This is a genomic window from Streptomyces sp. NK08204, from assembly GCF_020400585.1.
Taxonomy (GTDB): Bacteria; Actinomycetota; Actinomycetes; order Streptomycetales; family Streptomycetaceae; genus Streptomyces.
This window is the reverse complement of record NZ_JAINVF010000011.1, coordinates 71,316-97,349: the sequence shown is the minus strand read 5'-3', so window position 1 is coordinate 97,349 and position 26,034 is coordinate 71,316. Positions and strand designations below refer to the sequence as shown.

The 26,034-nt window shown below is 70.7% G+C and carries 23 protein-coding genes; 13 read left to right on the top strand and 10 right to left on the bottom strand.

Annotated elements, in window-relative coordinates:
• Positions 1–62 precede the first annotated feature (62 nt).
• The 7 genes from K7G59_RS18920 to K7G59_RS18890 all read left to right on the top strand — a co-directional run bounded on the left by K7G59_RS18920 (position 63) and on the right by K7G59_RS18890 (position 6,522).
• Entirely contained in the window at positions 63–1,241 is a 1,179-nt protein-coding gene (locus tag K7G59_RS18920) for an ATP-binding protein (protein WP_225835730.1), read from the top strand.
• Positions 1,238–2,083: a roadblock/LC7 domain-containing protein gene (locus K7G59_RS18915; RefSeq protein ID WP_225835728.1), complete on the top strand. Its 846-nt coding sequence runs from the start codon at positions 1,238–1,240 to the stop codon at positions 2,081–2,083. Before K7G59_RS18920 ends, K7G59_RS18915 begins: the two co-directional genes overlap by 4 nt.
• Positions 2,080–2,463, top strand: coding sequence for a DUF742 domain-containing protein (locus tag K7G59_RS18910; RefSeq protein WP_225835726.1), 384 nt, complete (start codon positions 2,080–2,082; stop codon positions 2,461–2,463). The genes K7G59_RS18915 and K7G59_RS18910 overlap by 4 nt, the downstream gene beginning before the upstream one ends.
• 3 nt (positions 2,464–2,466) lie before the next feature.
• Positions 2,467–3,027, top strand: coding sequence for an ATP/GTP-binding protein (locus K7G59_RS18905; RefSeq protein WP_225835723.1), 561 nt, complete (start codon positions 2,467–2,469; stop codon positions 3,025–3,027).
• Between the two features lie 12 nt (positions 3,028–3,039).
• Positions 3,040–4,422: a cytochrome P450 gene (locus tag K7G59_RS18900; RefSeq protein ID WP_225835721.1), complete on the top strand. Its 1,383-nt coding sequence runs from the start codon at positions 3,040–3,042 to the stop codon at positions 4,420–4,422.
• A gap of 94 nt (positions 4,423–4,516) precedes the next feature.
• Positions 4,517–5,764 carry a cytochrome P450 gene (locus tag K7G59_RS18895; RefSeq protein ID WP_225835719.1) on the top strand — a complete coding sequence of 416 codons (1,248 nt, stop codon included), beginning with the start codon at positions 4,517–4,519 and terminating at the stop codon, positions 5,762–5,764.
• Entirely contained in the window at positions 5,761–6,522 is a 762-nt protein-coding gene (locus K7G59_RS18890) for an enoyl-CoA hydratase/isomerase family protein (protein ID WP_225835717.1), read from the top strand. The genes K7G59_RS18895 and K7G59_RS18890 overlap by 4 nt, the downstream gene beginning before the upstream one ends.
• 352 nt (positions 6,523–6,874) lie before the next feature.
• Here K7G59_RS18890 and K7G59_RS18885 read toward each other — a convergent pair whose 3' ends face one another.
• A complete protein-coding gene (locus K7G59_RS18885) occupies positions 6,875–9,418 on the bottom strand; it encodes an ATP-dependent Clp protease ATP-binding subunit (protein ID WP_225835935.1) in 2,544 nt (847 codons plus the stop codon).
• 625 nt (positions 9,419–10,043) lie between these two features.
• Here K7G59_RS18885 and K7G59_RS18880 point away from each other — a divergent pair.
• From K7G59_RS18880 to K7G59_RS18865, 4 genes are all read left to right on the top strand, one after another.
• Positions 10,044–10,853 (top strand): methylenetetrahydrofolate reductase, encoded by an 810-nt coding sequence (locus K7G59_RS18880; RefSeq protein WP_225835934.1) that lies wholly within the window; start codon positions 10,044–10,046, stop codon positions 10,851–10,853.
• Between the two features lie 168 nt (positions 10,854–11,021).
• A complete protein-coding gene (locus K7G59_RS18875) occupies positions 11,022–12,500 on the top strand; it encodes an AlkA N-terminal domain-containing protein (protein ID WP_225835932.1) in 1,479 nt (492 codons plus the stop codon).
• An 11-nt stretch (positions 12,501–12,511) separates the two neighbouring features.
• Complete coding sequence (locus K7G59_RS18870; RefSeq protein ID WP_225835715.1) at positions 12,512–13,012, top strand: methylated-DNA--[protein]-cysteine S-methyltransferase; 501 nt, start codon at positions 12,512–12,514, stop codon at positions 13,010–13,012.
• A gap of 70 nt (positions 13,013–13,082) precedes the next feature.
• Entirely contained in the window at positions 13,083–14,057 is a 975-nt protein-coding gene (locus K7G59_RS18865; RefSeq protein WP_225835712.1) for a teichoic acid biosynthesis protein C, read from the top strand.
• Between the two features lie 45 nt (positions 14,058–14,102).
• Here K7G59_RS18865 and K7G59_RS18860 read toward each other — a convergent pair whose 3' ends face one another.
• Positions 14,103–14,837, bottom strand: a complete 735-nt coding sequence (locus K7G59_RS18860) for a Sir2 family NAD-dependent protein deacetylase (protein ID WP_225835710.1) — start codon at positions 14,835–14,837, stop codon at positions 14,103–14,105.
• 179 nt (positions 14,838–15,016) lie between these two features.
• Between K7G59_RS18860 and K7G59_RS18855 the strand changes: the two genes are divergently transcribed.
• Positions 15,017–16,552, top strand: coding sequence for an MFS transporter (locus tag K7G59_RS18855; RefSeq protein ID WP_225835708.1), 1,536 nt, complete (start codon positions 15,017–15,019; stop codon positions 16,550–16,552).
• An 11-nt stretch (positions 16,553–16,563) separates the two neighbouring features.
• On the opposite strand, the gene K7G59_RS18850 is transcribed toward K7G59_RS18855, so the two are convergent.
• Positions 16,564–17,058 carry an NUDIX hydrolase gene (locus K7G59_RS18850; protein WP_225835706.1) on the bottom strand — a complete coding sequence of 165 codons (495 nt, stop codon included), beginning with the start codon at positions 17,056–17,058 and terminating at the stop codon, positions 16,564–16,566.
• Between the two features lie 28 nt (positions 17,059–17,086).
• The gene (locus K7G59_RS18845) at positions 17,087–18,160 is read right to left on the bottom strand and encodes an ADP-ribosylglycohydrolase family protein (protein WP_225835704.1); all 1,074 of its coding nucleotides are present in this window, start codon (positions 18,158–18,160) and stop codon (positions 17,087–17,089) included.
• Between the two features lie 176 nt (positions 18,161–18,336).
• Between K7G59_RS18845 and K7G59_RS18840 the strand changes: the two genes are divergently transcribed.
• On the top strand, positions 18,337–19,491 hold the full coding sequence (locus K7G59_RS18840) for a glycerate kinase (protein WP_225835702.1): 1,155 nt from the start codon (positions 18,337–18,339) through the stop codon (positions 19,489–19,491).
• Between the two features lie 149 nt (positions 19,492–19,640).
• On the opposite strand, the gene pssA is transcribed toward K7G59_RS18840, so the two are convergent.
• From pssA to K7G59_RS18810, 6 genes are all read right to left on the bottom strand, one after another.
• Complete coding sequence (pssA, locus tag K7G59_RS18835; protein WP_225835931.1) at positions 19,641–20,459, bottom strand: CDP-diacylglycerol--serine O-phosphatidyltransferase; 819 nt, start codon at positions 20,457–20,459, stop codon at positions 19,641–19,643.
• A gap of 22 nt (positions 20,460–20,481) precedes the next feature.
• Positions 20,482–21,138, bottom strand: coding sequence for a phosphatidylserine decarboxylase (locus K7G59_RS18830; protein WP_225835701.1), 657 nt, complete (start codon positions 21,136–21,138; stop codon positions 20,482–20,484).
• A gap of 171 nt (positions 21,139–21,309) precedes the next feature.
• Positions 21,310–22,515, bottom strand: coding sequence for an acyl-CoA dehydrogenase family protein (locus K7G59_RS18825; RefSeq protein WP_225835698.1), 1,206 nt, complete (start codon positions 22,513–22,515; stop codon positions 21,310–21,312).
• Positions 22,516–22,517: 2 nt separating this feature from the next.
• Complete coding sequence (locus K7G59_RS18820) at positions 22,518–23,030, bottom strand: MaoC family dehydratase (protein WP_225835696.1); 513 nt, start codon at positions 23,028–23,030, stop codon at positions 22,518–22,520.
• Positions 23,031–23,044: 14 nt separating this feature from the next.
• Positions 23,045–24,004 (bottom strand): CoA ester lyase, encoded by a 960-nt coding sequence (locus tag K7G59_RS18815; protein WP_225835694.1) that lies wholly within the window; start codon positions 24,002–24,004, stop codon positions 23,045–23,047.
• On the bottom strand, positions 24,001–26,028 hold the full coding sequence (locus K7G59_RS18810) for a protein meaA (protein WP_225835692.1): 2,028 nt from the start codon (positions 26,026–26,028) through the stop codon (positions 24,001–24,003). Before K7G59_RS18810 ends, K7G59_RS18815 begins: the two co-directional genes overlap by 4 nt.
• Positions 26,029–26,034: the final 6 nt, after the last annotated feature.

Here is a 26,034-nt window from a genome sequence, read left to right as displayed (position 1 = left end):
CCGGCTCTCTCGCCGGGGCCCAGCCGCCAATGGCCGCAGGCCACACGCCAGGAAAGGTTTCCATGATTCGAGACGCACTTGTGTGGTGCCTGGTTGCCGTGACGGTGATCGCCGTCGCCGCGGCTTGGGTCTTGAGCCGTCGCAACAAGGCGATAACGGCGAAAAAGGCCCAGAGCGAGGCAACCCTCACGCAGAGACTGAGCGAGGCCGATGCTCAACTGGCCGCGTTAAGAGCGGAGCTGTACCAGCACGACGTCGAGCACGCCAAGACCATCCAGGAAGCCGAAGAGGCGGCGGAAGACAGCACGAAGGCCGTCCTCAAGGGCTCCGCGCGCTTTCTGCAGAGCCTCGCCGCGGAGCAGTTGGCGCTGCTGGAGGAGATCCAGCGCAAGTACGGCGGCCACTCCGTCCTGGGCGACCTCCTCGAAGTCGGCCACGCCAACGCGCAGATGGCACGCAAGGCGCAGGGCATCGCGGTCATGTGCGGTGCGCCGCTGGGCCGTCGCAACAGGCCCGCGAGCGTGTACGACGTGGTGCGCAGCGCGCAGGGACAGATCCGTAACTTCCGGCGCGTCGAGATCATGCAGCAGACCGGTTTCGCGCTGAAGGCGTCCGCCGTCTCGCCCGTCGCGCTCGCCGTCGCCGAGCTGCTGGACAACGCTGCGAGCTTCTCCCAGCAGGGCTCGCCCATCGAGGTGACGTTCCAGCGGGTGCAGAAGAACCTGTGCATCATCATCGACGACGCCGGCGTCGGCATGAACGACGAGGAACGGCAGCGAGCGTCCGAGCTGCTCTCCGGTGAGTACCGCCCCCGACTGTCGCAGCTGGGCAACCAGCCGAAGTTCGGTTTCCCGGTCATCGGTCTGCTCGCGCAGCAGGCCGGATTCCGGGTGGACGTGACCGGCATCTCCCGCTACGGCGGTGTCCGTGCGGTCGTACTGCTGCCGGAAGAGCTGTGGACGGAGGAGGAGACGACCCTGGTCGACGACGACCGGACCGGCGACGCCCGCGAGGCCTTCGCACGACCGGAGCCCGTGGCGCGCACCGCGCACGGCCTGCCCCGGCGGGGAGCGCGCCAGGTGCCCATCGCCAGCGTCCCCGACGCCACCGATCCGCCCGCCGCCGCGGCGACGGAGGAGGCCGGGCGTGCGGCCGGACGGAGCCTGGGAGCCTTCCAGCGCGGCACACTCTCGGGCCGGAACCTCGCCGTGGCTCCCTTCGAAGGGGCCGATGACGCATGACGACAGACCTGTCGTGGATGCTTGAGGACATCGTGGCCAACGTGCCCAGGGCGCGCCACGCCGTCCTGCTGTCCGCGGACGGCCTGCCGCGCGGGGCGACCGAAGGCATGGCCGACAAGGACGTGCGGACGATCTCCGCCGCCATGGCGGGCATGCAGTCACTCAGCCGGGCGACGTCCCACTTCGCCGGACCCGGCGCGGACAGGCAGTGGAACCAGACGATCATCGAGTTCTCGCACGGCTGGATCTTCCTGATCGGAGCCGGGCAGGGAGCCTATCTGGCGGCGGCTGCGGCGCCCGACGTCGACATGCAGCAGATCTCCTTCCGTATGCACCGGCTCGTCGCCAGGCTCGGCAACAACCTCACCTCGCCGCCCCGAGTGAACGCGGAAGGCGCCGCGGACCGCCCGGGGCGCCCCCGAGGCGGCCAGGCGCCCATCGGCGGCACCGGCATCGCGCTCGCCGACCTCGACGAGGCGGTCGCCGACGTGCGCGGTGCCCGGCACGCGGTCCTGCTGGGCGGCGACGGTCTGCCCCGCGGTGCGACCACGGGCATGAGCCAGGACCTGGCGGACACCATCTCCGCGGCGATGACCGGCATCCACGCCTACAGCCGGGCCACCGCACAGTTCGCCGGTGCCCAGCCGGACGCGCGGTGGCGGCAGACGGTCATCGAGTTCCAGCACGGGTGGATCTTCCTCATCTCGGCCGGCCACGGTGCCTTCCTGGCCGCCGCCGCGCAGCACGACGCCGACATCGAGGAGTTCACCACACGACTGCACCAGGTGGTGCCCCGCCTCGGCCGGCACCTGGCACCGGGCGGGGAGGTGAGCCGCACGTGAGCGACGCGCACGACGAGGAACTGGAGCTGACCTCCGCGTTAGTCCCGCTCTTCGTGATCACGAACGGGCGTTCCCTGCCACCGGAGCATGCCTACGAGCGAACGGCCCTGGTGTCCGCGAGTGAGGGCGCCGCCGCCGCGGCACGCACGCTCTCGCCCGAGGCCCGTCAGGTTCTGGAACTGGTCGCGGAGGGTTTCCTCGCCGTGGCCGAGGTGGCCGCCCACACCCGCCTGCCGCTCGGGGTCGTCCGGATTCTGCTGGCACAGCTGGAGGAGAGCGGCCTGATCATCGCGAGGAAACCCGTTCCCCGCGCCGAACGTGTCGACCGAGACGTGCTCAACGCCGTGCTCGACGGCCTCAAAGCCCGATTCGGAGCGTGATTCGTGTACCTGGATTCAGGTGTCCGCACCGCGGTGAAGGTCCTCGTGGTGGGGCACTTCGGGGTCGGGAAGACCACGTGCATCGCCAGCATCTCCGAGATCGAGCCCCTGCAGACCGAGGAGGAGATCACCGAGGCGAGCGTAGGCTTCGACGACCTGTCGGGAACACCCGACAAGACGACCACGACGGTCGCCATGGACTTCGGACGACTGACCATCAACGACGAGGTGGTGCTCTACCTCTTCGGCACGCCCGGTCAGGAACGTTTCAAGGAGATGTGGGAGGAGCTGTCCCGGGGCGCCCTGGGCGCGCTGGTCCTCGTCGACCCCGAGCGGCTGTCCGATTCCTTCCCGGTCCTCGACCTGGTCGAGCGGTTCGGCCTGACCTACGCCATCGGCGTCAACCACTTCGACGGTACGACCACTTACCCCATCGAGGAGATCCGCGAGGCGCTCAACCTGTCCCCGCACACCCCCGTCGTCCCCTGTGACGTACGGGACCAGCAGGCAGCGGCGCACGCCCTGATCACCCTCGTGCACCACCTACTCTCCCTCATCGACTAGGAGCCCCACCCCATGCAGCAGCGACCCGGCACACCGGAGCCGCCCCCCGGCTGCCCCGCGCACGGAAACATCCAGCTCCACGGCGCTTCCTTCGGCTCCGACCCCGACGGCCACTACGCATACCTGCGCACCCTCGGCCCGAGCGCGCCGGTCGACATCGCGCCGGGGGTGGAGGTCGAGCTGGTCACCAGCTACGACGCCGCCCTGTACATCCTGCAGAACCCCGCCTCGTTCGTCCGCGACTCGCGGCGCTGGAACGCGCTGAACGAAGGACGCGTCCCCGAGGACAGCCCGGCGCTGCCCATGCTGGGCTACCGGCCCAACGCCCTGTTCAGCGACGGCGCGGCGCACGCCCGGCTGCGCCAGGCCGTCACCGACAGCCTGGCCACCGTCAACGAGCTCCAGCTGGTGCGGCAGACCCAGCAGTCCGCCGACTACCTGATCAGCCGGTTCAGCTCCGAACGCCTCGGCCAGGCCGAGCTGATGACCGAGTACGCGCAGCCGCTGCCGCTGCTGGTCTTCAGCGACCTGTTCGGATGCCCGCCCGAGATCGGTGACCGTGTCATCGTCGGCATCAGCGGCATCTTCACCGGCACGGCCGGCGCGGACCAGGTGCTGGGCGAGGCGCTGATGGAGCTGATCGCCCTCAAGCGGCGCGAGCCGGGCCACGACCTGACGACCCGTCTGATGCAGCACTCGGCCGAGCTGACCGACGACGAGGTGCTGCACCAGCTGGTGACCCTGCTCTCCGGGGGCACCGCACCCCTGTCCGCGGTCATCGGTACCGCCAGCGCGCTGATGCTCGGTGAGGACTGGCAGGCCGGGCTGCCGGTGGAGGACGCCGTCACCCAGGTCCTGTGGAACTATGCGCCCATCGCCAACTACGCCGCCCACTACCCCACCCACGACGTCGAGTTGGGAGGGCGGCTCGTCAAGGCGAACGACCCCGTGCTCATCTCCTTCGCCGCCGCCAACACCGACCCCCGGCTGGCCGAGCACCGCGAGCAGCTCAGCGCCAAGGCACACCTGGCCTTCGGTGCCGGGCCGCACGCCTGCCCCGCCAAGGACCCGGCCTTCGTGATCGCCACCGCCGCGGTGGAGTCCCTCCTCAACCGGCTTCCGGACATCGAACTCCGGGTCCCGTTCAAGGACTTGAGCTGGGTCCCGGCCCCCTGGAGCCGCTCCCTGGTGGCGCTGCCCGTCCGCTTCACTCCCCGCTCCCTCGCGCCGGCCCAGGCACCCGCGCAGAACCGGAACCAGACCTCGGCCCATGCGTCGGTGCACAGGCACGAGACGCCGGCGGTCGCGCCCGCCGCGGCGCCGCGGTCCGCGGGTGCACCCACGAGCAGGCCAGGACTGTTCAGCCGCTTCCTGGCATGGACCAGAGGCGAGTGACGCAGGCAACTCGAATGTTGAGCGCTCGACAGTATGTACCTGCCAAGCGGAGGGTATGCATGGCGGCTGATGCCTAGATCAAGAAAGGGTCGCCGTGGAGACTGCGACAACTCCGCTTGCGGACAGACGTTATGCGGTTTCGCTCTTCTCCCGTCTGCGGACGGCGAAGGGTCAGTCCAATCCGTTTCCGATCTACGCGGAGCTGCGGTCGAGGGGTGATGTCTCCGCAGCTCCCTGGGGCGGGTATCTCGTCACCGGCTTCTCCCTGTGCGACCAGCTGCTGCGCAGCCGGGACTGGCTGGAGCCGGACGCGCGCTGGCGGGAGCAGCAGGGAGACGGGACACGCTGGACGGCCGCCTCCTCACGGGAGATGAGCCGTACCCTGCCGGCCCTCAACCCCCCGGAGCACACCTGGGTGCGCCGGTCCGCGGGCATGTTCGACCGCGGCAGCCTGGAGCAACTCAGGGGCCCGGTGGAGCGGTTCACGAGCCGGCTGCTGGACTCCCTCGCCGAGCGGCTGCATGACGGCGAGGCGGACTTCAACGCCCTGGTCGGCGAGGAACTGCCGGTGGCCACCGTCGGGTACTGGCTGGGGCTGCCGACCTCCGACTACCCCCGGCTGCGTGAGCTGACACACGATCAGGTGTTCACCCAGGAACTGCTGCCCTCGGCCAGCCAGCTGGCCCTGTCGGACGCGGCCACGGCGGAACTGCGCACCTATTTCAAGGACCTGGTGCGCGAGCGGCGCAAGAACCCGGGCCCGGACCCGGTGTCGCGCTGGATCGAGGTATGGGACTCCATGGAGCCCGACCGCGACCGGGCGGACGACGCTGTCTATTTCCTGACGCTCTTCGTGCTCCTCGCGGCCCAGGAGACCACCGCCACACTGCTGTCCACCATGACCCTGCTGCTCCTGGAGCACCCCCGGCAGTGGGACCGGCTCACCGTCCAGCCCGACCTCGTGCCCGCCGCGGTAGAAGAATCGTTGCGCTACGACCCGCCCACCCATGTCATCAGCCGCGTCGCCTCCCGCGACCTGGTCCTCGGCGACGTCGAGATCCGCAAGGACGAGATGGTCCACCTCATGGTGGCAGCGGCCCACCGGGACCCGGCCAGGCACGAGGACCCCGAACTGTTCAACATGCACCGCAAACCGGCCCACCTCGCCTTCAGCGGAGGCATGCACTACTGCCTCGGCGCGCCCCTGGCCCGCCTCGAGGCCCAGACCCTCCTCCACCAGCTGGTCACGCGCTTTCCGCGGCTCACCCTCGTACGCAGGCCCACCTGGGCCCCGCGCGTGGCCTTCAGACGACTGCTGAATCTGGACGTCGCCCTCATATGACCGAGATGACCCTCCCTTCCGCCTCCCCCCGCCCGGCGCTGAGCGTCGACCAGGACGGCCCCGTCCTACGGGTACGCCTGGGCACCGCCCCCCAGCACAACACGCTGCCCGTCGCCGTCCTCGACGACCTCCTCGCTTTGCTCGACGGCCTCCACGAGCGGCCGGACGTCCGGGTGCTGGTCCTGACCGGGGCGGGCCCGGACTTCTGTCTCGGCGCCGACCGCACCGAGTACCAGGAGGCACTCGCGGCCGACCCCACCGGCGCCGCACTGCGCCGCATCGTCGACAAGGCGTACCGCGTGTGCGAAGCCCTTGAGAACACGCACGCGGTGACCATCGCGCGGCTGCACGGCAGGGTGATCGGCGCCGGTCTCGCGCTCGCCGCCTACTGCGACCTGCGGGCGGGAGCGGAGGACTGCCGGTTCCGCATGCCCGAGATCGGCATCGGCCTGCCTCCCGCGTGGGGCGGCGCCATGGGCCGGCTGATCACCGAGGCCGGGGCCGCCCGGATCCGGGAACTCATGCTCACCTGCGAGCCGTTCGACGCGGCCACCGCGCACCGGCTCGGACTGCTGCACAAGGTGGTGCCGCCCGACGAACTGGACGCGGCCGTCACGGCGTGGGTCCACCCGCTGACGCGGCGCTCCGCCGAGGCGGTCACGCTCACCAAGCGCATGCTGACCGGCTACTCCCGGGCCGCACGCACCTCGGAGGTCGCCCTGCTCGACGCCCACCTGCTGACCGCGCAGCTGAAGTAGCCCCCGGGCAGCCGGGGCGCGCGGCCGTCCCGCCCCGGCGGCCGTCGGAGCGTCAGGCCCTCGCCCGGACGGTGACCTCAGCGCGTCTCGTCAGTGGCCGGTCGCCCCGCCGGAGCTGCCGCCCGTCACCGGAGGCGCTCACGGCCCCCACCCCCTTCGGTGACCCCGCCGCCTTGCGGTGGGCGGACGGGCGGCTCCAGGAGCCAGGGCCTCGTCACGGCCGACAGCCCCCCTCGGGCGCGTCCTCCTTTCCGGCCGTCGGCCCGGCGCCTCGTCGAGCCACGACACGCCCGACGGACCGCGACCACGGTGGGGGTCTCCCGGCGGGGCACCCCGAGCCCGGGCGGCGCGCTCAGCCCGCGGCGCCCGGCACCGACTGCTCACCGCCGGCCGGACCGCCCTCGCCCGCCCCTCCCGGTTCGGGCCTGCGGACCGTGCAGTGCAGGGAGTCGTCCACGACGTCGGCGACGATCGTGTCCCCGGGCTCCGCCTCGTCGCCGAGCAGCAGCGAGGCGATCCGGTTGTCCAGTTCGGCCTGGATCGTGCGGCGCAGCGGGCGGGCGCCGAACTCCGGCTGGTGGCCGTGCGCGATGAGCAGCTTCTTCGCGGCCTCCGTGACCTCCAGCCGCATACCCTGTGCGCGCACCCGGTGCTTGCTGCGGTCCAGCAGGTGGTCCACGATCTGCGCCAGATCGGTCTCGGTGAGGCCGTGGAAGATGATGATGTCGTCGATGCGGTTGAGGAACTCCGGCAGGAACCGCGTCCGCAGCTCGTCCATCAACGCGTCCTTGAGGTCGGACACATCGCCCCTGTGGTCGAGGATGCGACGGGCGCCGATGTTGGACGTCATGATGATGACGCAGTGGCGGAAGTCGACGGTGCGGCCCTGGGCGTCGGTGAGGCGCCCGTCGTCCAGGATCTGCAGCAGCGTGTTGAAGACGTCGGGGTGTGCCTTCTCCACCTCGTCGAACAGGACCACGCTGTAGGGCTGCCGGCGCACCTTCTCGGTGAGCTGGCCCGCCTCCTCGTAACCGATGTATCCCGGAGGAGCACCGACGAGCCGGGCGACCGTGTGCTTCTCCTGGAACTCGCTCATGTCGAAGCGGATCATGCGGTCCTCCTCGCCGAACAGCAACTCCGCGAGTGTCTTGGCGAGTTCGGTCTTGCCGACGCCGGTGGGACCGAGGAACAGGAAGGACCCGACGGGACGGTTCGGGTCGCCCATGCCCGCCCGGTTGCGTCGCACCGCCTGCGAGACGGCGGTGACGGCCTCGTCCTGGCCGACGATCCGCGCGTGCATTGCCTCCTCCAGCTCGAGCAGCTTCTCCTTCTCACTGGCGGTCAGCTGGGAGACCGGGATCCCGGTACGCCGGGAGACGACGTCCGCGATGTCGCGGGCGGTGACGGACACGACACCCGCGCGCCGCTCCTCGATGCCCGCGAGTTCCCCCTCCACCTCCGCGATCTGCTGCTTGAGCTGCGCAGCCTTCTCGAAGTCCTCGGCGGCGACGGCCTGGTCCTGTTCCCGCCGCAGCTTGGCGATACGGTCCTCGCGGTCGACCACCTCGGTGGACCGGGCGGCGCTGCGCAGCCGCACCCGGGCGCCCGCCTGGTCCACCACGTCGATCGCCTTGTCGGGCAGGAACCGTTCGGTGATGTAGCGGTCGGACATCTCCGCCGCAGCGGCCAACGCCTCGTCGGTGTACCGGACCTGATGGTGTGCCTCGTACGCGTCGCGCAGCCCCTCCAGGATCTGCACGGTCTCCTCGACCGTCGGCTCGGGCACCATCACCGGCTGGAAGCGGCGTTCCAGTGCGGCGTCCTTCTCCACGTACTTGCGGTACTCGTCGATGGTCGTCGCGCCCACCACGTGCAACTCGCCGCGGGCCAGGGCGGGTTTCAGGATGTTGCCCGCGTCCATCGCGCCCTCGCCCGTGGCGCCGGCGCCGACGACGGTGTGCAGCTCGTCGATGAACAGGATGATGCTCCCGCCCGCGGCCTGCACGTCCCCGATGACCTTCTTCAGCCGCTCCTCGAACTGGCCCCGGTACTGCGCCCCCGCCACCAGCCCGGACATGTCGAGAGCGACCACCCGCTTGCCCTTCAGGGTCTCGGGCACCTCGTCGGCCACGATGCGCTGCGCCAGCCCCTCCACGATGGCGGTCTTGCCGACACCCGGCTCGCCGATCAGCACCGGGTTGTTCTTGGAGCGCCGCGAGAGGATCTCGACGGTCTGCTCGATCTCCTCGGCCCGCCCCACCACCGGGTCGAGCTTGCCGGCCCTGGCCTCCTCGGTGAGGTCCCGGCCGTACTCGTCCAGCGTCGTCGCGGGCTTCTTCTCCTTGGGCGGCTGCCCTTCCGCGCGGGCCGCCTGTTCGGTCAGGCCCGCCAGTCTGCGCACGTCCCGGCCCTCGGCGCGCAGAAGCCGCGTGGCACCGGAGTCCGGGTCGTCCAGCAGCGCGCCGAGAATGTGCTCGGGACCGATGTACGACGTCCCCATCGCCTGCGAACGGGCGTACGCGGTGGCGAGGGTGCGCTTGGCCGCGGGGGTGAGACCCGGTTCCGAGGACGGCTCGCCGGACTCCCAGGGCAGGATCTTGCCGATCTCGGACGCGAGCGTGTCGGGGTCGACCCCTGCCTGAGCCAGGAGCGCACGCGCGGGGTCCACCTTCGTGGCCGCCCACAGCAGGTGCTCCGTGTCGAGGTCGGACGTCCCGTCCTCCACGGCCCGCTGGGCCGCCAGATTGAGGAGTTCCTGCGAGGACTCGGTGAGCAGCCGTCCGATCGGCACCCGCTGCACCGCCGGCGGCGAGGAGGCGGGCGACATACCGAAGAATCGATTCAGCAATTCGCTGAAGGGATCGGACGAGCCGAAACCGAAGGACGACATCGCCATGGTGCGCTCCAGATGCGGTGATCGAGTCCTTATCAACCCAAGCGTGGTGCCGACGGCTCCGCAAGCGGAGGAACGCCCGGGCAGGAGGGGGTCGAGAAGGCGCTCGTGCGCGGCCCCGAGCACGTCGACGCCGCTGCGTCCGGTGCCACCGAGTGGCTCATCGGGCGTCCAGGTGGCCGCCGTCACCGGGCCGTTCCGGCCGTGCAGGCGCTGCGGACGGCCCGCGGCACCGGCATCGGCGACGAACCCGCCCTCGTCGGCGGCCTGCCGGAAGGCGCGGGCGGTCGCTCCGGCATCCGGGGGACAGGGCGGCGGCCTCGGCACCGGCCGTGCCGGCCGTGGTGCCGGAGCGATCATGGAACGAGCCTGTCATAACAGAACAAACGGTACGAGTGGAGGGGTGGTTCGCCGGTCATGACATCATCGGCCGGGACCGTCGCCCCACCGGGCCGCGGACCTGCCCACCCGCTCTCGCACCAGCGCACCCCCTCGCCCAAGGAGCACGATGAACCCCGCCCTCACCGCCCCGGCCGCCGGAGAACCCCTCCGCTCGAACGGAGTCGAGAGCGCGCGGGAGGACACCTCACGGGACGACCTCTCCCTGCTGGACGACTTCTCCTTGGAGATGACCGGCAAGGACGTGCCCGCACTGGAGGAGGCGGCCGGTGGCATCCCGCAGGGCACCCGGATCAACATAACCTTCCTCGCGGGCGAGGACCCCGGCATGCGCCTGGCCGCCGCCCGCGCGGTCAAACGGCTCGGCTTCGTCCCCGTCCCGCACATCTCCGCCCGCCGGCTGCCCTCCCGAGCCCACCTGGAGGAGTTCCTGGCCGGGCTGGCGGCGGACGGCACCGGGGAGAACGTGTTCGTGGTCGGCGGCGACCCGGCCCGCCCCGAGGGCCCTTACGAGGACGCACTCGCCGTCATCCGCACCGGGCTGCTCCAGCACCACGGCGTCCGCCACATCGGCATCAGCGGCTACCCGGAGGGCCACCCCGCGATTGCCGACCGCGCGCTGTGGTCGGCGCTCACCGACAAGACGGCGGCCCTCGGCGCCGAACGGCTTTCCGGCGACGTCATCACCCAGTTCGGCTTCGACGTCGATCCGGTCCTGACCTGGCTCGAGGCCGCCCGTGCCCGCGGGGTGCGACTGCCCGTCCGTATCGGCGTCCCCGGTCCGGCGGGCGTACGCCGCCTGCTCGGCTACGCCACCCGTTTCGGCGTCGCCAGCAGCGCCTCCGTCGCCCGCAAGTACGGCTTCTCGCTGACCAACCTCATGGGCACGACCGGCCCGGACCGCTTCCTGCACGCACTGGCCCGCGGGTACGACCCGGCCCGCCACGGCGTGGTGAAGGTGCACTTCTACACCTTCGGCGGACTGCGGGCCACATCCGAGTGGATCACCACCTTCCGGCAGGGACACGCTCAGGCCTGAGCGGGGCGGCACGCGGGGCTGGGCGGGGCGGCACGCGGGGCTGGGCAGCCAAGAGGCGACCTTCACCTGCCGGAGGCCATGGAAGGCCTGGCCATGCCCAGGTACGTGTCGGATTCTCGCCAGCACACGCGTGCCGCTCTGCCCGATCCTGGACGCATGCAGACAGGCATGCACCTCGACCGGGAGCACTGCGTGCGCGCCGTGCAGTCCAAGGACGCGCGGTTCGACGGGTGGTTCTTCACGGCCGTCCTGACCACCCGCATCTACTGCCGGCCCAGCTGCCCGGCGGTCCCGCCCAAGCCGGAGAACATGACGTTCCACCCGAGCGCCGCCGCCTGCCAGCAGGCCGGTTTCCGGGCCTGCAAGCGCTGCCGGCCGGACACCAGCCCGGGTTCCCCGGAGTGGAACCGGCGCGCCGACCTGGTGGCCCGCGCCATGCGGCTGATCGCCGACGGGGTCGTGGACCGCGAGGGTGTGCCCGGACTCGCCGCGCGGCTCGGCTACAGCACCCGGCAGGTCGAGCGGCAGCTCCTCGCGGAGCTGGGGGCCGGGCCCCTCGCGCTGGCCCGCGCCCAGCGTGCCCAGACCGCGCGGCTGCTCATCGAGACGACCCCGCTGCCCATGTCGCAGATCGCCTTCGCGGCCGGTTTCTCCTCCATCCGCACCTTCAACGACACCGTGCGCGAGGTGTTCGCCCTGACCCCCGGTGAACTGCGCGCCAGACTGCCGAAGAACCCCGCAACCACCGCCCCGGCCACCCCCGGAGCCCTCTCCCTCCGGCTGCCGCTGCGCGCCCCGCTCAACCCGGACAACCTCTTCGGCCACCTCGCCGCCACCGCCGTACCCGGCGTGGAGGAGTGGCGGGACGGCGCCTACCGGCGCACGCTGCAGTTGCCGTACGGGCACGGCATCGTCGCGCTCGCCCCGCGCCCCGACCACATCGCCTGCCGCCTCACCCTGAGCGACCTGCGCGACCTGACCGTGGCCATCAGCCGCTGCCGCCGCCTGCTCGACCTGGACGCCGACCCGGTCGCCGTGGACGACCAGCTGCGCACGGACCCGTTGCTCGCACCCCTGGTCGACAAGGCCCCGGGCCGCCGGGTGCCGCGGACGGTCGACGCGGCCGAGTTCGCCGTCCGCGCCGTGCTCGGACAGCAGGTCTCCACGGCCGCCGCCCGCACGCACGCGGCCCGCCTGGTCACCGCGCACGGCAAACCGCTGGACGACCCCGAGGGCGGTCTCACCCACCTCTTCCCCTCCCCGCAGGCGCTGGCCGCCGTCGACCCCGAGACCCTTGCCATGCCCCGCACCCGGCGCACCACCTTCACCACCCTCGTGGAACAACTCGCGGACGGAAGACTGCACCTGGGAGCCGAATCCGACTGGTCCGAGGCCCGCGCCCGCCTGCTCGCCCTGCCCGGCTTCGGTCCCTGGACGGTCGAGGTCATCGCGATGCGCGCCCTCGGCGACCCCGACGCCTTCCTCCCCACCGACCTGGGCATCCGGCGCGCGGCGCAGGAGCTGGGCCTGCCGTCCACCCCGGCCGCGCTCACCGCACGCGCGGCGGCCTGGCGGCCCTGGCGTGCCTACGCCGTCCAGTACCTGTGGGCGACCGACAGCCACCCGATCAACTTCCTCCCCGCGTAAGAAGGTTCACCGTGAGGCAGCACACGGTCATCGACAGCCCCTACGGCCCGCTCACCCTCGTCGCCGACGCCGACGGAGCCCTGTGCGGCCTGTACATGGCCGGCCAGCGGCACCGCCCGGACGAGGAGAGCTTCGGCGAGCGCGACGACGGCCGAGCCGTGTTCGCCGAAGCGGGCGAACAGCTCTCGGCGTACTTCGCGGGCGAGTTGAAGACCTTCACCGTCCGACTGGCCCTGGTGGGAACCCCGTTCCAGCGAGCCGTCTGGGACCAGCTCACCCGGATCCCCCACGGCGAGACGCGCAGCTACGGCCAACTCGCCGACGCCCTGGGCAGATCCGGCGCGTCCCGCGCGGTCGGTCTCGCCAACGGCCGCAACCCCGTGGGCATCATCGTCCCCTGCCACCGCGTGATCGGCTCCGACGGCAGCCTCACCGGCTACGGCGGCGGCCTGGACCGCAAACGCCGACTCCTCGACTTCGAACGGGGAACGGCACTGTTCCAGGTGCCCTGAGCGAAGTGACTGCCTGTGAACTCCGTGTATTAGGTTGGGTTGTTCACCCACCTTCTCAGAGAGGCTCTTCATGGAGTTCACCGCACGTACGTCCCCCACCCGTCGAGGGCTGCTGCGCACCGGCGCAGGCGCCGGACTCGCCGCGCTCGGTCTCGGGTACGGCGCCCAGAGTGCGTCCGCGTCGGTGACCACGACGAAGCGCTTCGACCTGTCGAAGCCCTCCTACGACCTGTTCCGCAGCAAGAGGCTGCACAGCACGCGCGTCCAGCAGAGCTTCGCCTTCGACTCCGTCAACAAGCGTCTGTTCGTCGCCGCCAAACGGTCGGGCAGCCCGGAGTCGGCCGGCGACCTGTGCATCAGCCACCTCGACCTGCACGGCAACTACGTGTCGTACATGCACCTCAACGGGTTCGGTCACGGCGTCGCCTTCGGTGTCCGCCCGAGCGGCAGCAGCAGCTACCTGTGGATCGAGTGCGAGGCCAACGGCCACGGCTACGGCACCAAGCTCGCCCTGATCAAGTACCGCGCGGGCACCACCCTCGACGCGTCGTCCACCACCTTCGGCAGGTTCCAGCCGATCTCCGGTGCCTCGGAGTACACCTGCTCCATCGACCCGGTGTACAAGCGCATGATCGTCCGCTACCACAAGGACGGCGCCAAGCACATCGCCGTCTACAACCTCTCCGACGTCGACAGGGGCGACTTCAGCAGGCCGGTCGCCAAGTTCACCCCGCCGCCGATCGCCGGCACGGCCCAGGGCTACACCCTGTACGGCTCCTACATGTACTTCCAGACGGGCGACCACTACTCGGGCACCAACCCGCCTCCCGGAAACACCTACCTCACCAGCATCAATGTGAACACCGGCAAGATCGCCCAGGGCCCGGTGTTCACCAAGGCCGGCTCCACGCTGACCTGGCGGGAACCCGAGGGTCTCGCCATCTACCGCACCGACGCGGGCGAGTCCCGTCTCTTCATCGGCTTCGCCACCGGCGACGAAGGCGACCGCCGCTCCAGCATCTTCTACAAGAACTACCTGGTCTGACAGTAAGACCTGGTCCGACGGGGTGGTCGAGCGGCACGACGCCGATCACCGACCGGCGTCGCGCAGCCCGCGCAGCAGCGCCGGCAGCGCCGTGCCGATCGGCTCCCGGACGACGTCGTCGGCGCGGTCGTCGTACGGGGTCGGCTCGGCGTTGACGATGATCAGCCGCGCGCCGTGGTCGGCGGCGAGACCGGCGAGGCCGGCGGCGGGCTGCACCTGGAGGCTGCTGCCGACCGCGATGAACACCGTGCAGGCCTTGGTGATCGCGACGGCCTCGCCGAGCACCATGGGGTCGAGCCGTTCGCCGAACATCACGGTGGCGGACTTGAGGATGCCGCCGCACGTGAGGCACGGCGGGTCCTCCTCGCCGGCCTCGACGCGGGCCAGGGCGTCCTCCATGGGGCCGCGCGCATGGCACCGCGTGCACACGACGCTGTGCGCGGTGCCGTGCAGTTCCAGCACCTTGCGTGCGGGCATGCCGGCGAGCTGGTGCAGTCCGTCCACGTTCTGCGTGATGACCCGCACGGGCACTCCGGAGCGCTCGAGCTCGGCCACGGCCAGGTGCGCGGCGTTCGGCTGCGCCTGGAGCGTGCGGCTCTTGCGCCGCATCTGCCAGGAGCGGCGCCGGACCTCCGGATCGCTCATGTAGTACTCGTACGTCACGAGCTTCTCGGCCTGCGGATCCCGCCGCCACAGCCCGTTCGGGCCGCGGTAGTCAGGGATCCCGGAGTCCGTGGAGATACCGGCACCACTGAGGACGGCGATGAGGGGCCTGTTCATGGGCCGAGGGTAGGACGCCCGTGCGCGTGAGGCGAGCTGTTATCGGCGTGCTACGGCGCCGGACCCCGGGTGGGCCGAACGCCGGGCTTTTGTGCGCGTCGGCCCGGGAAAGCCCGGCGGCACGCGGGGGCCGGGTTAGCGTCGGCCGGCATGGGCCTGGGAGCACAGGGGGTGTCGCAGTGACTGCAGTCGGGTCACGCGGCGGCGCGGCGCTCCTGCCGATCGTCCTCGGACCCGCGCTCGCCTTCACGGTCTCGGTCCTCGACCCGCTGGTGCTCAGCCTGAACCTGCCGCACGTGACGCGGGCCCTGCATGTGCCGCCGCAGGGCGTGGGGCTGCTCGGCGGAGCGGCGACTTTGGTGATGGCGGCCTCCGTTCTCGCCGCGGGCAGGATCGGAGACGCCATCGGGCTCAAGCGACTGCTCATGGCGGGACTGATCGTGGTCACGGTCGTCGATCTGCTCTCCACCCTGTCTCCCGGCTACGGCTACCTGCTGGCGATGCGCTTCCTGGACGGCCTGGGGATGACCGCCCTGCTGGGGGTCCCCCTGGCCCTGCTGAAGGTGTCCGTGGCGCCCGAGCGGCGGCCGGTGGCCATCGGCCTCATGATGGCCGTCGACGTGATGCTGTGCGGGGTGACCCCCACCTTCGCCGGCTGGGTGGTGGCGGCCGTCGGCTGGCGGTTCCTGTTCCTCATCGCCCCCGTGCTGTGCCTGGTCTCGCTCTGGCTGATCGCCCGGTACGTCACCGAGTCACCCGTCCAGCAGGGCCGTCACCTCGACGTGGTCGGTGTCGCTCTGGTCGGGATGATCCTGCTGGCCCTCGTCGTCGGACTCGCCGCGGCGCAGAACGGTGTCTCCCGGCCCGAGACCTGGGTCCCTTTGTCGATCAGTGCGCTCGCCGCCCTGCTCTTCGTACTCCATGCGCGCCGCGCTCCGGATCCCGTGGTGGACCTGGCACTGTTCCGCAGCGCGCCGTTCAGCGTGGCCCTGTGCGCGACCCTCACCCTGAACCTGCTGATCGCGGGTCTCAGCATCGTCCTGGGGCAGTTCGGCAGCGCGGTGCTGGCGTTGTCCCCGGAGACCATCGGCCTGCTGTACCTGCCCGGCACCCTGCTGATCGCCGGTGCCGTCATCCTGGCGGGGCGCCTGGTCGGGACGTGCACCCCGCGGCCCGTCATGGTCACCGGCCTGCTGATCATGGCGGCCGGCGGACTGCTGCTGGCGGGCACCGCCGGACCCACGATGGCGGTGTGGCTGCTCGTGGTGGCCACCTGGTCGTCCAACCTCGGGTCGGTGGTGGCTTCCACATCGGTGTCCGAGACGGTCCTCTCCCAAGCGCCGGAAGGACGTTCCGGCACGGTGGCCTCCGTTCAGATGGCCTTCGCGGTGACCGGCACCGCTTTGGGGCCCACCGTCTACCTGCTGCTCCTCAACGTGTTCTTCCACCGTGAGTGGCTGGCGGACGCGAAGGCACGCGGGCTGTCGGTGGCCAGGGCAGAGCAGGCCGTGGATGCCGTGCGCAGCGGGATGGCGCACAGCCCGGGCAGCACCGTGTACGACCCGAACCTGCTCCGCCAGGCTTCAGGGCTGAACCTCGGGCTGGACTTCGCCCAAAGTCTGCGCCTCACCATGCTGGTCGTCAGCGTCCTGCCGGTCGCGGCGGCGGTGGCGGCCTACCTGCTGATGCCCCGCCGCAGGCAACCCCGGACGTAGTACTCCTCCGCTCAGGCCACCCGGTGACCGTTCTCCAGCTCCGCCGTGCCCGAGCCCTCCGCCAGCACGTCCAGCGCCGCGAGGGCACGGCGGCCGAGGGCGCCGGGCAGACGGCCGGTGATCTCCTCGCGGGGGACCAGACGCCAGGAGAGCAGCTCCTCCTGCTGCAGACGGATGGCCTTGAGCTCGGAGTCCGTGAGGACGCCGCCGTCGTACACGTACGCCACCAGCGGTGGCCTTCCCGTGCCGTGCACCCAGTCCACGGCCAGCAGCCGCCCCAGCTCCCGGTCCAGGCCGATCTCCTCCAGCGTCTCGCGGCGTGCCCCCTGGCGGGGCGTCTCGCCGTCGTCCGACTCGATCGTGCCCCCCGGAAGGGCCCAGCCCTCGCGGTAGTTGGGCTCGACGAGCAGCACGCGCCCCTCGGCGTCGCGGAAGAGGGCGGCGGCACCGGCGAGGACACGGGGCAGGCCGGCGATGTACGCGGCGAAGTCCTGGGTTGAAGTCATTCAGGAAGGGTAACCAGGCGGCGCTGGGCTACGGCCCGCTCGTCGCCAGGCGCAGGGTGCGTTCGGCCAGCGCACTGATCCGTACGCCGTCGAAGCCGAACACCGCGCTGCGGACCGTGTCCTCCAGCGGATCCCGCCACTGGGCGGGGACGGCCGCCGCGCCGACACGGACCCCGGCCACCGAACCCGCCGTCGCCCCGTTGGAGTCGGTGTCCAGACCGCCGCGCACGGTCAGGGCGAGCGTGCGCGTGAAGTCGTCGTCGCCGTACAGCAGCCCGGCGGTGAGGACGGCCGCGTTCGGGACGGTGTGGATCCAGCCGAGCCCCGCGGTCTCCGCGGACACCGTGGCCAGGGTCTCCTCCCAGGGCAGCCCGGACTCGTGGAGCGTCATCACCCGGCGCAGGGTGCGGGCCAGGCGGCTGCTCGCCGGGATCACGCCGAGCGCGCTCTCCAGCGCGTCGCGCACGGTCTCGGCGGTGAACGCCGCCGAGATCAGCGCGGCGGCCCACATGGCGCCGTAGACGCCGTTGCCGGTGTGGGACAGGACCGCGTCCCGGCGGGCCTGCCCGGCCGCGCCCGCCGGGTCGCCGGGACGGGTCCAGCCGTGCACATCGGCCCGGATCAGGGCGCCGATCCACTCCTGGTACGGGTTGTCGTACGTCGCCGTCAGCGGCGGTTTCAGCCCGTTCGTGAGATTGCGGTAGGCCGCCCGCTCCGCGGTGAAGGTCTGCAGATACGGCAGCCGCAACAGCCACAGGCCGCTGACCTGCTCGGTGCTGAAGCCGAAGCCGTGGATCTCCAGCAGGTCGAGGCCGAGGATCGCGTAGTCGACATCGTCGTCCCGGCAGCTGCCGTGGATCCGGCCGCGCACGCACTGGCGCCACTCCGGGCGCAGCACGGCGCGGTCGCCGGGGGTGGCGGGCTCCGGCAGGTAGTCGGTGAGCGGCAGGGCCTCGGCCCGCCGCAGATAGCGGTCGATGCGCTCGCGCGTCCACACCTCCCCCTGTTCGACCGGCTTGCCGAGCATGTTGCCGGCGATCCGGCCGAGCCATCCGCCGTGGATACGGTCGGCGAGATCCGGCTCGGGGCGCTGCGTGCTCATGGCAGGGGTGTACCCGTTTTCCCGGCGGACGTCTTCCCCCGGGCGCGGCGGCTGCCCAGCGTGTGGTCGGGGCATGACGCAGCGCTGGTCCGGAGGTTAAGGTCGCAGCGGCGCGACTGGCCCCGACGTGCGCGGGGCCCGGAGAGCAAGGGGAAAGCAAGGTGGCGGACGCTGCAGTGAACGACACCCGTCGGGTGCTCATCGCCGCGGACAAGTTCAAGGGCTCGCTGACGGCCGTGCAGGTCGCCGAGCGGGTGACGGCCGGGCTGCGCCGGGTCGTGCCGGGCCTTCGGGTCGAGGCGCTGCCCGTGGCCGACGGCGGCGACGGGACGGTGGACGCGGCGGTCGCGGCAGGCTTCGAACGCCGGGAGGTCCGGGTCGCCGGGCCGCTCGGACAGGAGGTCACGGCCGCGTTCGCGCTGCGCGGCGACACGGCGGTGGTGGAAATGGCGGAGGCCAGCGGCCTGCAGCGGCTGCCGGCCGGTGTCTTCGCGCCGCTCACAGCCTCGACGTACGGCTCCGGGGAGCTGCTGCGGGCCGCGCTGGACGCGGGGGCGCGCACCATCGTGTTCGGCGTGGGCGGCAGCGCCACGACGGACGGCGGCGCCGGGATGCTGGCCGCGCTGGGCGCGCGCTTCCTGGACGAGCGCGGGGAGCCGGTGCCGCCCGGCGGCGGGGGACTGGCCGCCCTGGCCCGCGCCGACCTGTCGGGCCTGGACCCCCGGCTGTCCTCGGTCGAGCTGATCCTCGCCAGCGACGTCGACAACCCGCTGACCGGTCCCAAGGGCGCGCCCGCGGTCTACGGCCCGCAGAAGGGGGCCTCTGCCCAGGACGTGGACACCCTGGACGCGGCCCTCGCGCACTTCGCCAAGGTCCTGGAGACCGAGGCCGGGCCGCGGGCCGCCGAGTACGCGGCGGCACCGGGTGCGGGCGCGGCGGGCGGCATCGGATACGGCGCCCTCCTGCTGGGCGCCCGCTTCCGCCCCGGCATCGAGGTCATGCTGGACGTCCTGGGCTTCGCCCCGGCACTGCAGCGGGCCGACCTGGTGATCACCGGCGAGGGCTCCCTGGACGAGCAGACGCTGCACGGCAAGGCCCCGGCGGGGGTGGCCGCCGCCGCCCGCGCCGCGGGCAGGGACGTCGTCGCCGTGTGCGGGCGGCTGGCGCTGGAGCCCGCGGCGCTGGAACTGGCCGGGATCCGGCGGGCGTACCCGCTGACGGAGGTCGAGCCGGACGTGGCGCGGTGCATGGCCGACGCCGGGCCGATCCTGGAGCGGGTCGCGGAGCGGATAGGGCGGGACGCCCTGAGCCGCCAGGGGCAAAAGCCGTGAGGCGGCGCTAAAGCTGGGCGAATTCCGCGAATCCCCCTGTCTCCACCGTCCTCTTGTGCTGTGCCTGCTGCAAACAGGCGGTGCAGGAGAAACGGGTGTGGCCCGGGCCTCCAAGGCCCGGGCCACACCCGTGGTCGTGTCGTGAGGGGTCAGGGCAGCTGGGCCGCCCGCGCCTCGCGCCGGTTGTCGCGGAAGTTGTTCACCCGGCGGGCCGTGGCGAACAGCGGAATCACCGCGCCCATGACCAGCTGCAGCGCGCAGCCCGTCTGCAGGAGCAGCTGACCGCTCGGAGCGTCGAAGGCCCAGGCGGCCAGGAGGCCCATGGACAGCACGATCCAGCCGAGCATCGCCCCGGCGAGCCGTCCCCTCGGCTTCGGGTACTCGACCCGGCTCACCATCAGCCAGGCCGTGCCCAGGATCGCCAGCAGCGTCGCCACGAACGGCAGCTCCAGCAGCACGATCGAGACGACCGTCAACGCGCCGAACGGCGACGGCATGCCCTGGAACATGCCGTCCTTCATGGTCACGCAGCTGAAGCGCGCCAGTCTGAGCACCACGGCCAGGAGCACCACGATTGCCCCGAGCGCGGCCACTCTCTGGTGTGCGTCGTCGGCGACCATGCCGTAGACGAGAACGAAGTACGCCGGCGCCAGCCCGAAGCTGATCAGGTCGGAGAGGTTGTCCAGCTCCGCACCCATCGGCGACGAGCGCAGCTTGCGGGCCACCAGGCCGTCGAACAGGTCGAACACGGCCGCGCAGAGCATCAGGATGACCGCGGTGGCCGCACTGTGCCGGGCCATGCCTGTCTCCTGGTCGCCCGTGAGGTGGGGGATCAGGATGCCGGTGGTGGTGAAGTACACCGCCATGAAGCCGCACGTGGCGTTGCCGAGGGTGAGGGTGTCCGCTATCGAGAGGCGGAGAGAGAGCGGCATCTCCTCCTCTTCGTCGGCCTCGTCGGCCTCGGGCACCCAGCCCGCCTGTGTCTCCGGATCAATCACGGTCAATGCGAGTCACCCCAGCCACGGTCTTCTGCCCGACCTCGACCGCGACCTCCACGCCTTCGGGCAGGTAGATGTCGACGCGCGATCCGAATCGGATCAGACCGATGCGGTCACCCTGCTCGACCTTCGTGCCCCGGGGCACGTACGGCACGATGCGGCGGGCCACCGCGCCGGCGATCTGGATCATCTCGATGTCGCCGAGTTCGGTGTCGAAATGCCAGACTACGCGCTCGTTGTTCTCGCTCTCCTTGTTGAAAGCGGGAACAAAGCCGCCGGGGATGTGCTCGACCGACGTCACCGTGCCCGCCAGGGGCGCGCGGTTGACGTGCACGTTGAGCGGGCTCATGAAGATCGCGACACGGGTGCGGCCGTCCTTCCACGGCATGATGCTCTGCACCACGCCGTCGGCGGGCGAGATGACCCGGCCCTTGGCGATCTCGCGCTCGGGGTCGCGGAAGAACCACAGCATGCCCGCCGCGAGCGCGGTGGCGGGCACGGCGACGGCCCTGGCGGCGCCCGAGCGACGCGCGCGGGCCAGGCTGAGGGCTGCGGTGGCGACGGTCGGGAGAAGCCACGGCGATGCTCCGCGCGCAAGACGTACGCCGGCTCGGCTGTCGCGAGGTGCAGAGGTTTGGCTGTGGGGCATGGATGACCTTCGTAGCGGATGATGCCGCGCTCTGATCGGGGGGACGGCGGCTTTCCGGGATCGTACCGGTCGCGGGCTACAACTGGGCAAGCCAGGCAGCCGAGTCGGCGGCCGAAGAGTACCTACGGGGTGTGATCTTCTTCTCGAAGAAAACACCCCGCATCCGGACAATCAGCCCTGGAATCGATACTCCTCGAGCAGCCTGCGCCCGATGATCATTTTCTGGATCTCAGCGGTACCTTCACCGATGAGCAGCATCGGGGCCTCGCGGTAGAGGCGCTCGATCTCGTACTCCTTGGAGAAGCCGTAGCCGCCGTGGATCCGGAAGGCATCCTCCACGACCTCCTTGCAGTACTCGGAGGCGAGGTACTTCGCCATGCCGGCCTCAAGGTCGTTTCGTTCTCCGGAGTCCTTTTTGCGTGCTGCGTTGACCATCATTGCATGCGCGGCCTCGACTTTGGTGGCCATCTCCGCCAGCTTGAACTGGATCGCCTGGTGCTGGGCGATCGGCTTGCCGAAGGTGTGCCGCTGCTGCGCGTACTGTACGCCCAGTTCGAAGGCGCGCTGAGCGACGCCGCAGCCACGCGCCGCCACGTTGACCCGGCCGACCTCGACCCCGTCCATCATTTGGTAAAAACCGCGCCCGGTGACGCCGCCGAGCACCCGATCGGCCGGAATCCGCAGGCCGTCCATGATCAGCTCAGTGGTGTCGACGCCCTTGTAGCCCATCTTGTCGATCTTGCCCGGGATGGTGAGGCCGGGGCGGACCTCGCCGAAGCCGGGCTCCTTCTCGACCAGGAAGGTGGTCATCGACTTGTGCGGGGCCGTGCCCTCGGGGTGTCCTTCGTCACTTCGGACGAGAACGGCCACCAGGGACGACGTACCGCCGTTCGTCAGCCACATCTTCTGGCCGGTCAGGACGTACTCGTCGCCGTCCCTGACCGCCTTCGACGTGATTGCCGACACATCGGAGCCCAGTGCCGGCTCCGACATCGAGAAGGCGCCCCGGATGTCACCGGCCGCCATCTTCGGCAGGAAGTGGTCCTTCTGCTCCTGCGTCCCGTGCTGCTTGAGCATGTACGCGACGATGAAGTGGGTGTTGATGATGCCGGACACCGACATCCAGCCGCGGGCGATCTCCTCCACGCACAGCGCGTAGGTGAGCAGCGACTCGCCCAGGCCCCCGTACTCCTCGGGGATCATCAGACCGAACAGGCCGAGTTCTCTCAGGCCGTCCACGATCTGCTGCGGGTACTCGTCACGGTGTTCCAGCTCGGTCGCGACAGGAATGATCTCCTTGTCGACAAAGTCCCGGACGGTCGAGACGATCTCCTGCTGGACGTCGGTCAGACCGGCGGTCTGGGCGAGACGGGCCATCGTCACTTCTCCTGCTGCTTCAGCTCCGGGCGGCCCGGCTGCTCGCCGCCGCGCTCCTTGATGTACGTCTCGGTCGGCACCATGACCTTGCGGCGGAACACGCACACCAGCGTGCCGTCCTGCTTGTAGCCCTTGGTCTCGACGTGGACGATGCCACGGTCGTTCTTCGACTTCGACGGCCACTTGTCGAGCACGGTCGTCTCGCCGTAGATCGTGTCGCCGTGGAAGGTCGGCGCCACGTGCTTGAGCGACTCGATCTCCAGGTTGGCGATCGCCTTGCCGGAGATGTCGGGCACGGACATGCCGAGCAGCAGGGAGTAGACGTAGTTCCCGACGACGACGTTCTTGCCGAAGTCCGTCGTCTTCTCCGCATAGTTCGTGTCCATGTGGAGGGGGTGGTGGTTCATGGTGAGGAGACAGAACAGGTGGTCGTCGTACTCCGTGACCGTCTTGCCCGGCCAGTGCTTGTACGTCGCGCCGACCTCGAACTCCTCGTAGGTGCGTCCGAACTGCATCGCGTCAGGGCTCCTTAGTCGACGGGGATCTCGAACTTGCTGGTGCGCTGCATGCCCGCCGCCCGGCCCTTGCCGGCGATGACCAGCGCCATCTTGCGGCTGGCCTCGTCGATCATCTCGTCGCCGAGCATCGCGGAGCCCTTCTTGCCGCCCGCCTCGGACGTGTAGTACTCGTACGCGTCCAGGATCAGCTCGGCGTGGTCGTAGTCCTCCTGCGAGGGCGAGAAGATCTCGTTGGACGCCTCGACCTGGCCGGGGTGCAGCACCCACTTGCCGTCGAAGCCGAGGGCGGCGGCGCGCCGGGCGACCTCGCGGTAGCCGTCGACGTTGCGGATCTGCAGGTAGGGGCCGTCGATCGCCTGGAGGTCGTTGGCGCGGGCGGCCATCAGGATCTTCATCAGGATGTAGTGGTAGGCGTCCGCCGGATAGCCGGGCGGCTGCTCGCCCACGACCAGCGACTTCATGTTGATCGACGCCATGAAGTCGGCCGGGCCGAAGATGATCGTCTCCAGGCGCGAGGAGGCCTCGGCGATCGCGTTGACGTTGTTCAGGCCCTGCGCGTTCTCGATCTGCGCCTCGATGCCGATCCGGCCGACCTCGAAGCCCATCGTCTTCTCGATCTGGGTCAGCAGGAGGTCGAGCGCGACGACCTGCTGGGCGTTCTGCACCTTCGGCAGCATGATGCAGTCGAGGTTCTGCCCGGCGCCCTCGACGACCGTGACGACGTCCCGGTACGTCCATTCGGTCGTCCAGTCGTTGACGCGCACGACACGGGTCTTGCCCGTCCAGTCACCCTCATTGAGGAACTTGACGATGGTGTGCCGCGCCTCGGGCTTGGCGAGCGGCGCGCACGCGTCCTCCAGGTCCAGGAAGACCTGGTCGGCCGGGAGGCCCTGCGCCTTCTCCAGGAAGCGCGGGTTGCTTCCCGGGACCGCCAGGCAGGAGCGGCGTGGGCGAAGGCGGTTCACAGTCATGCGGGGACCTCCAGGGGGTCGAGCTTGTTCGCTTTCCGGATCTCGTCGACGATGGCACCGATGATCCCGGTGATGTCGAAGTCCTTCGGTGTGAACACCGCGGCCACTCCGGCGGCCCGCAGCTGTTCGGCGTCACCACTCGGGATGATGCCACCGGCGATCACCGGTATATCTGTGGCACCTGCCACACGCAGCCGCTCCAGGACGTCCGGCACCAGCTGGGCGTGCGAGCCGGACAGGATCGACAGGCCCACCGCGTGGACGTCCTCGGCCAGGGCCGCGTCCACGATCTGCTCGGGGGTCAGCCGGATGCCCTGGTAGACCACTTCGAACCCGGCGTCGCGGGCGCGCACGGCGATCTGCTCGGCGCCGTTGGAGTGCCCGTCCAGGCCCGGCTTGCCGACCAGGAAACGGAGCTTGCCGGCGCCCAGGTCACGGGCGGTGGCGTCCACCTTGGCGCGGACCGCGGCGAGCGCCGAGCCGGCCTCGGCGGCCACGGCCACCGGCGCGGAGGAGACCCCGGTGGGTGCCCGGTACTCGCCGAACACCTCGCGCAGGGCACCTGCCCACTCGCCGGTGGTGACCCCGGCGCGGGCGCACTCCAGCGTGGCCTCCATCAGGTTGGCGGTGCCCTTGGCGGCCTCCTTCAGCCGTTCCAGCGCCTTGCAGGGGCGCGGGTGGTTGAAGGGCGGCTGGTAGCGGGTGTCGCGCCAGTTCCGCAGCGCGTCGATGACCCGGGCCTCCACCGCCGGGTCGACGGTCTGGATCGCGGTGTCCAGGTCGGCCGTGAGCGGGTTCGGCTCGGTCGTCTCGAAGATGTTGACGCCGACGATCTTCTCCTCGCCGGACTCGATCCGGGCCCGGCGCTCGGCGTGCGAGGCGACCAGCTGGGCCTTGAGGTAGCCGGACTCGACGGCGGCCATCGCGCCGCCCATCTCCTGGATCCGGTCGATCTCCGCGAGGGACTCCTCGACGAGCGCCGACACCTTCTTCTCGATGACGTGCGAGCCCTCGAAGATGTCCTCGTACTCCAGCAGGTCGCTCTCGTGCGCGAGCACCTGCTGGATGCGCAGCGACCACTGCTGGTCCCAGGGGCGGGGCAGGCCGAGGGCCTCGTTCCAGGCGGGCAGCTGGACGGCACGCGCACGGGCGTCCTTGGACAGGGTGACGGCCAGCATCTCCAGAACGATCCGCTGGACGTTGTTCTCCGGCTGCGCCTCGGTCAGGCCGAGCGAGTTCACCTGGACGCCGTAGCGGAACCGCCGTTGCTTGGGGTCCTCGATGCCGTACCGCTCATGGGTGATCTTGTCCCAGATGCGGCCGAAGGCCCGCATCTTGCACATCTCCTCGACGAAGCGGACACCCGCGTTCACGAAGAAGGAGATGCGGGCCACCACGTCGCCCATACGCTCCTGCGGCACCTGCCCGCTGTCGCGCACCGCGTCGAGGACGGCGATCGCGGTGGACATCGCGTACGCGATCTCCTGCACCGGCGTGGCCCCGGCCTCCTGCAGGTGGTAGCTGCAGATGTTGATCGGGTTCCACTTCGGGATGTGGGAGACCGTGTACGCGATCATGTCCGTCGTCAGCCGGAGCGAGGGCCCCGGCGGGAACACATGGGTGCCCCGGGAGAGGTACTCCTTGACGATGTCGTTCTGGGTCGTTCCCTGGAGCTTGGTGATGTCAGCGCCCTGCTCCTCGGCGACGACCTGGTAGAGCGCCAGCAGCCACATGGCGGTGGCGTTGATCGTCATCGAGGTGTTCATCTGCTCCAGGGGGATGTCCTGGAACAGCCGGCGCATGTCACCGAGGTGCGAGACCGGCACGCCGACCCGGCCGACCTCGCCGCGGGCGAGGATGTGGTCGGGGTCGTAGCCGGTCTGTGTCGGCAGGTCGAAGGCGACCGACAGACCGGTCTGGCCCTTGGCGAGGTTGCGCCGGTACAGCTCGTTGGACGCCTCGGCCGTGGAGTGGCCGGCGTACGTCCGCATGAGCCACGGACGGTCCTTCTGACGCTCTGTCATCTGCGG

Bases quoted from the DNA above. Each gene is read 5' to 3' on its own strand.
- K7G59_RS18920 (WP_225835730.1), top strand. From the start codon at position 63: ATGATTCGAGACGCACTTGTGTGGTGCCTGGTTGCCGTGACGGTGATC.
- K7G59_RS18915 (WP_225835728.1), top strand. From the start codon at position 1,238: ATGACGACAGACCTGTCGTGGATGCTTGAGGACATCGTGGCCAACGTG.
- K7G59_RS18900 (WP_225835721.1), top strand. From the start codon at position 3,040: ATGCAGCAGCGACCCGGCACACCGGAGCCGCCCCCCGGCTGCCCCGCG.
- K7G59_RS18890 (WP_225835717.1), top strand. From the start codon at position 5,761: ATGACCGAGATGACCCTCCCTTCCGCCTCCCCCCGCCCGGCGCTGAGC.
- K7G59_RS18885 (WP_225835935.1), bottom strand. From the start codon at position 9,418: ATGGCGATGTCGTCCTTCGGTTTCGGCTCGTCCGATCCCTTCAGCGAA.
- K7G59_RS18880 (WP_225835934.1), top strand. From the start codon at position 10,044: ATGACCGGCAAGGACGTGCCCGCACTGGAGGAGGCGGCCGGTGGCATC.
- K7G59_RS18875 (WP_225835932.1), top strand. From the start codon at position 11,022: ATGCACCTCGACCGGGAGCACTGCGTGCGCGCCGTGCAGTCCAAGGAC.
- K7G59_RS18865 (WP_225835712.1), top strand. From the start codon at position 13,083: ATGGAGTTCACCGCACGTACGTCCCCCACCCGTCGAGGGCTGCTGCGC.
- K7G59_RS18860 (WP_225835710.1), bottom strand. From the start codon at position 14,837: ATGAACAGGCCCCTCATCGCCGTCCTCAGTGGTGCCGGTATCTCCACG.
- K7G59_RS18850 (WP_225835706.1), bottom strand. From the start codon at position 17,058: ATGACTTCAACCCAGGACTTCGCCGCGTACATCGCCGGCCTGCCCCGT.
- K7G59_RS18845 (WP_225835704.1), bottom strand. From the start codon at position 18,160: ATGAGCACGCAGCGCCCCGAGCCGGATCTCGCCGACCGTATCCACGGC.
- K7G59_RS18830 (WP_225835701.1), bottom strand. From the start codon at position 21,138: ATGCCCCACAGCCAAACCTCTGCACCTCGCGACAGCCGAGCCGGCGTA.
- K7G59_RS18825 (WP_225835698.1), bottom strand. From the start codon at position 22,515: ATGGCCCGTCTCGCCCAGACCGCCGGTCTGACCGACGTCCAGCAGGAG.
- K7G59_RS18820 (WP_225835696.1), bottom strand. From the start codon at position 23,030: ATGCAGTTCGGACGCACCTACGAGGAGTTCGAGGTCGGCGCGACGTAC.
- K7G59_RS18815 (WP_225835694.1), bottom strand. From the start codon at position 24,004: ATGACTGTGAACCGCCTTCGCCCACGCCGCTCCTGCCTGGCGGTCCCG.
- K7G59_RS18810 (WP_225835692.1), bottom strand. From the start codon at position 26,028: ATGACAGAGCGTCAGAAGGACCGTCCGTGGCTCATGCGGACGTACGCC.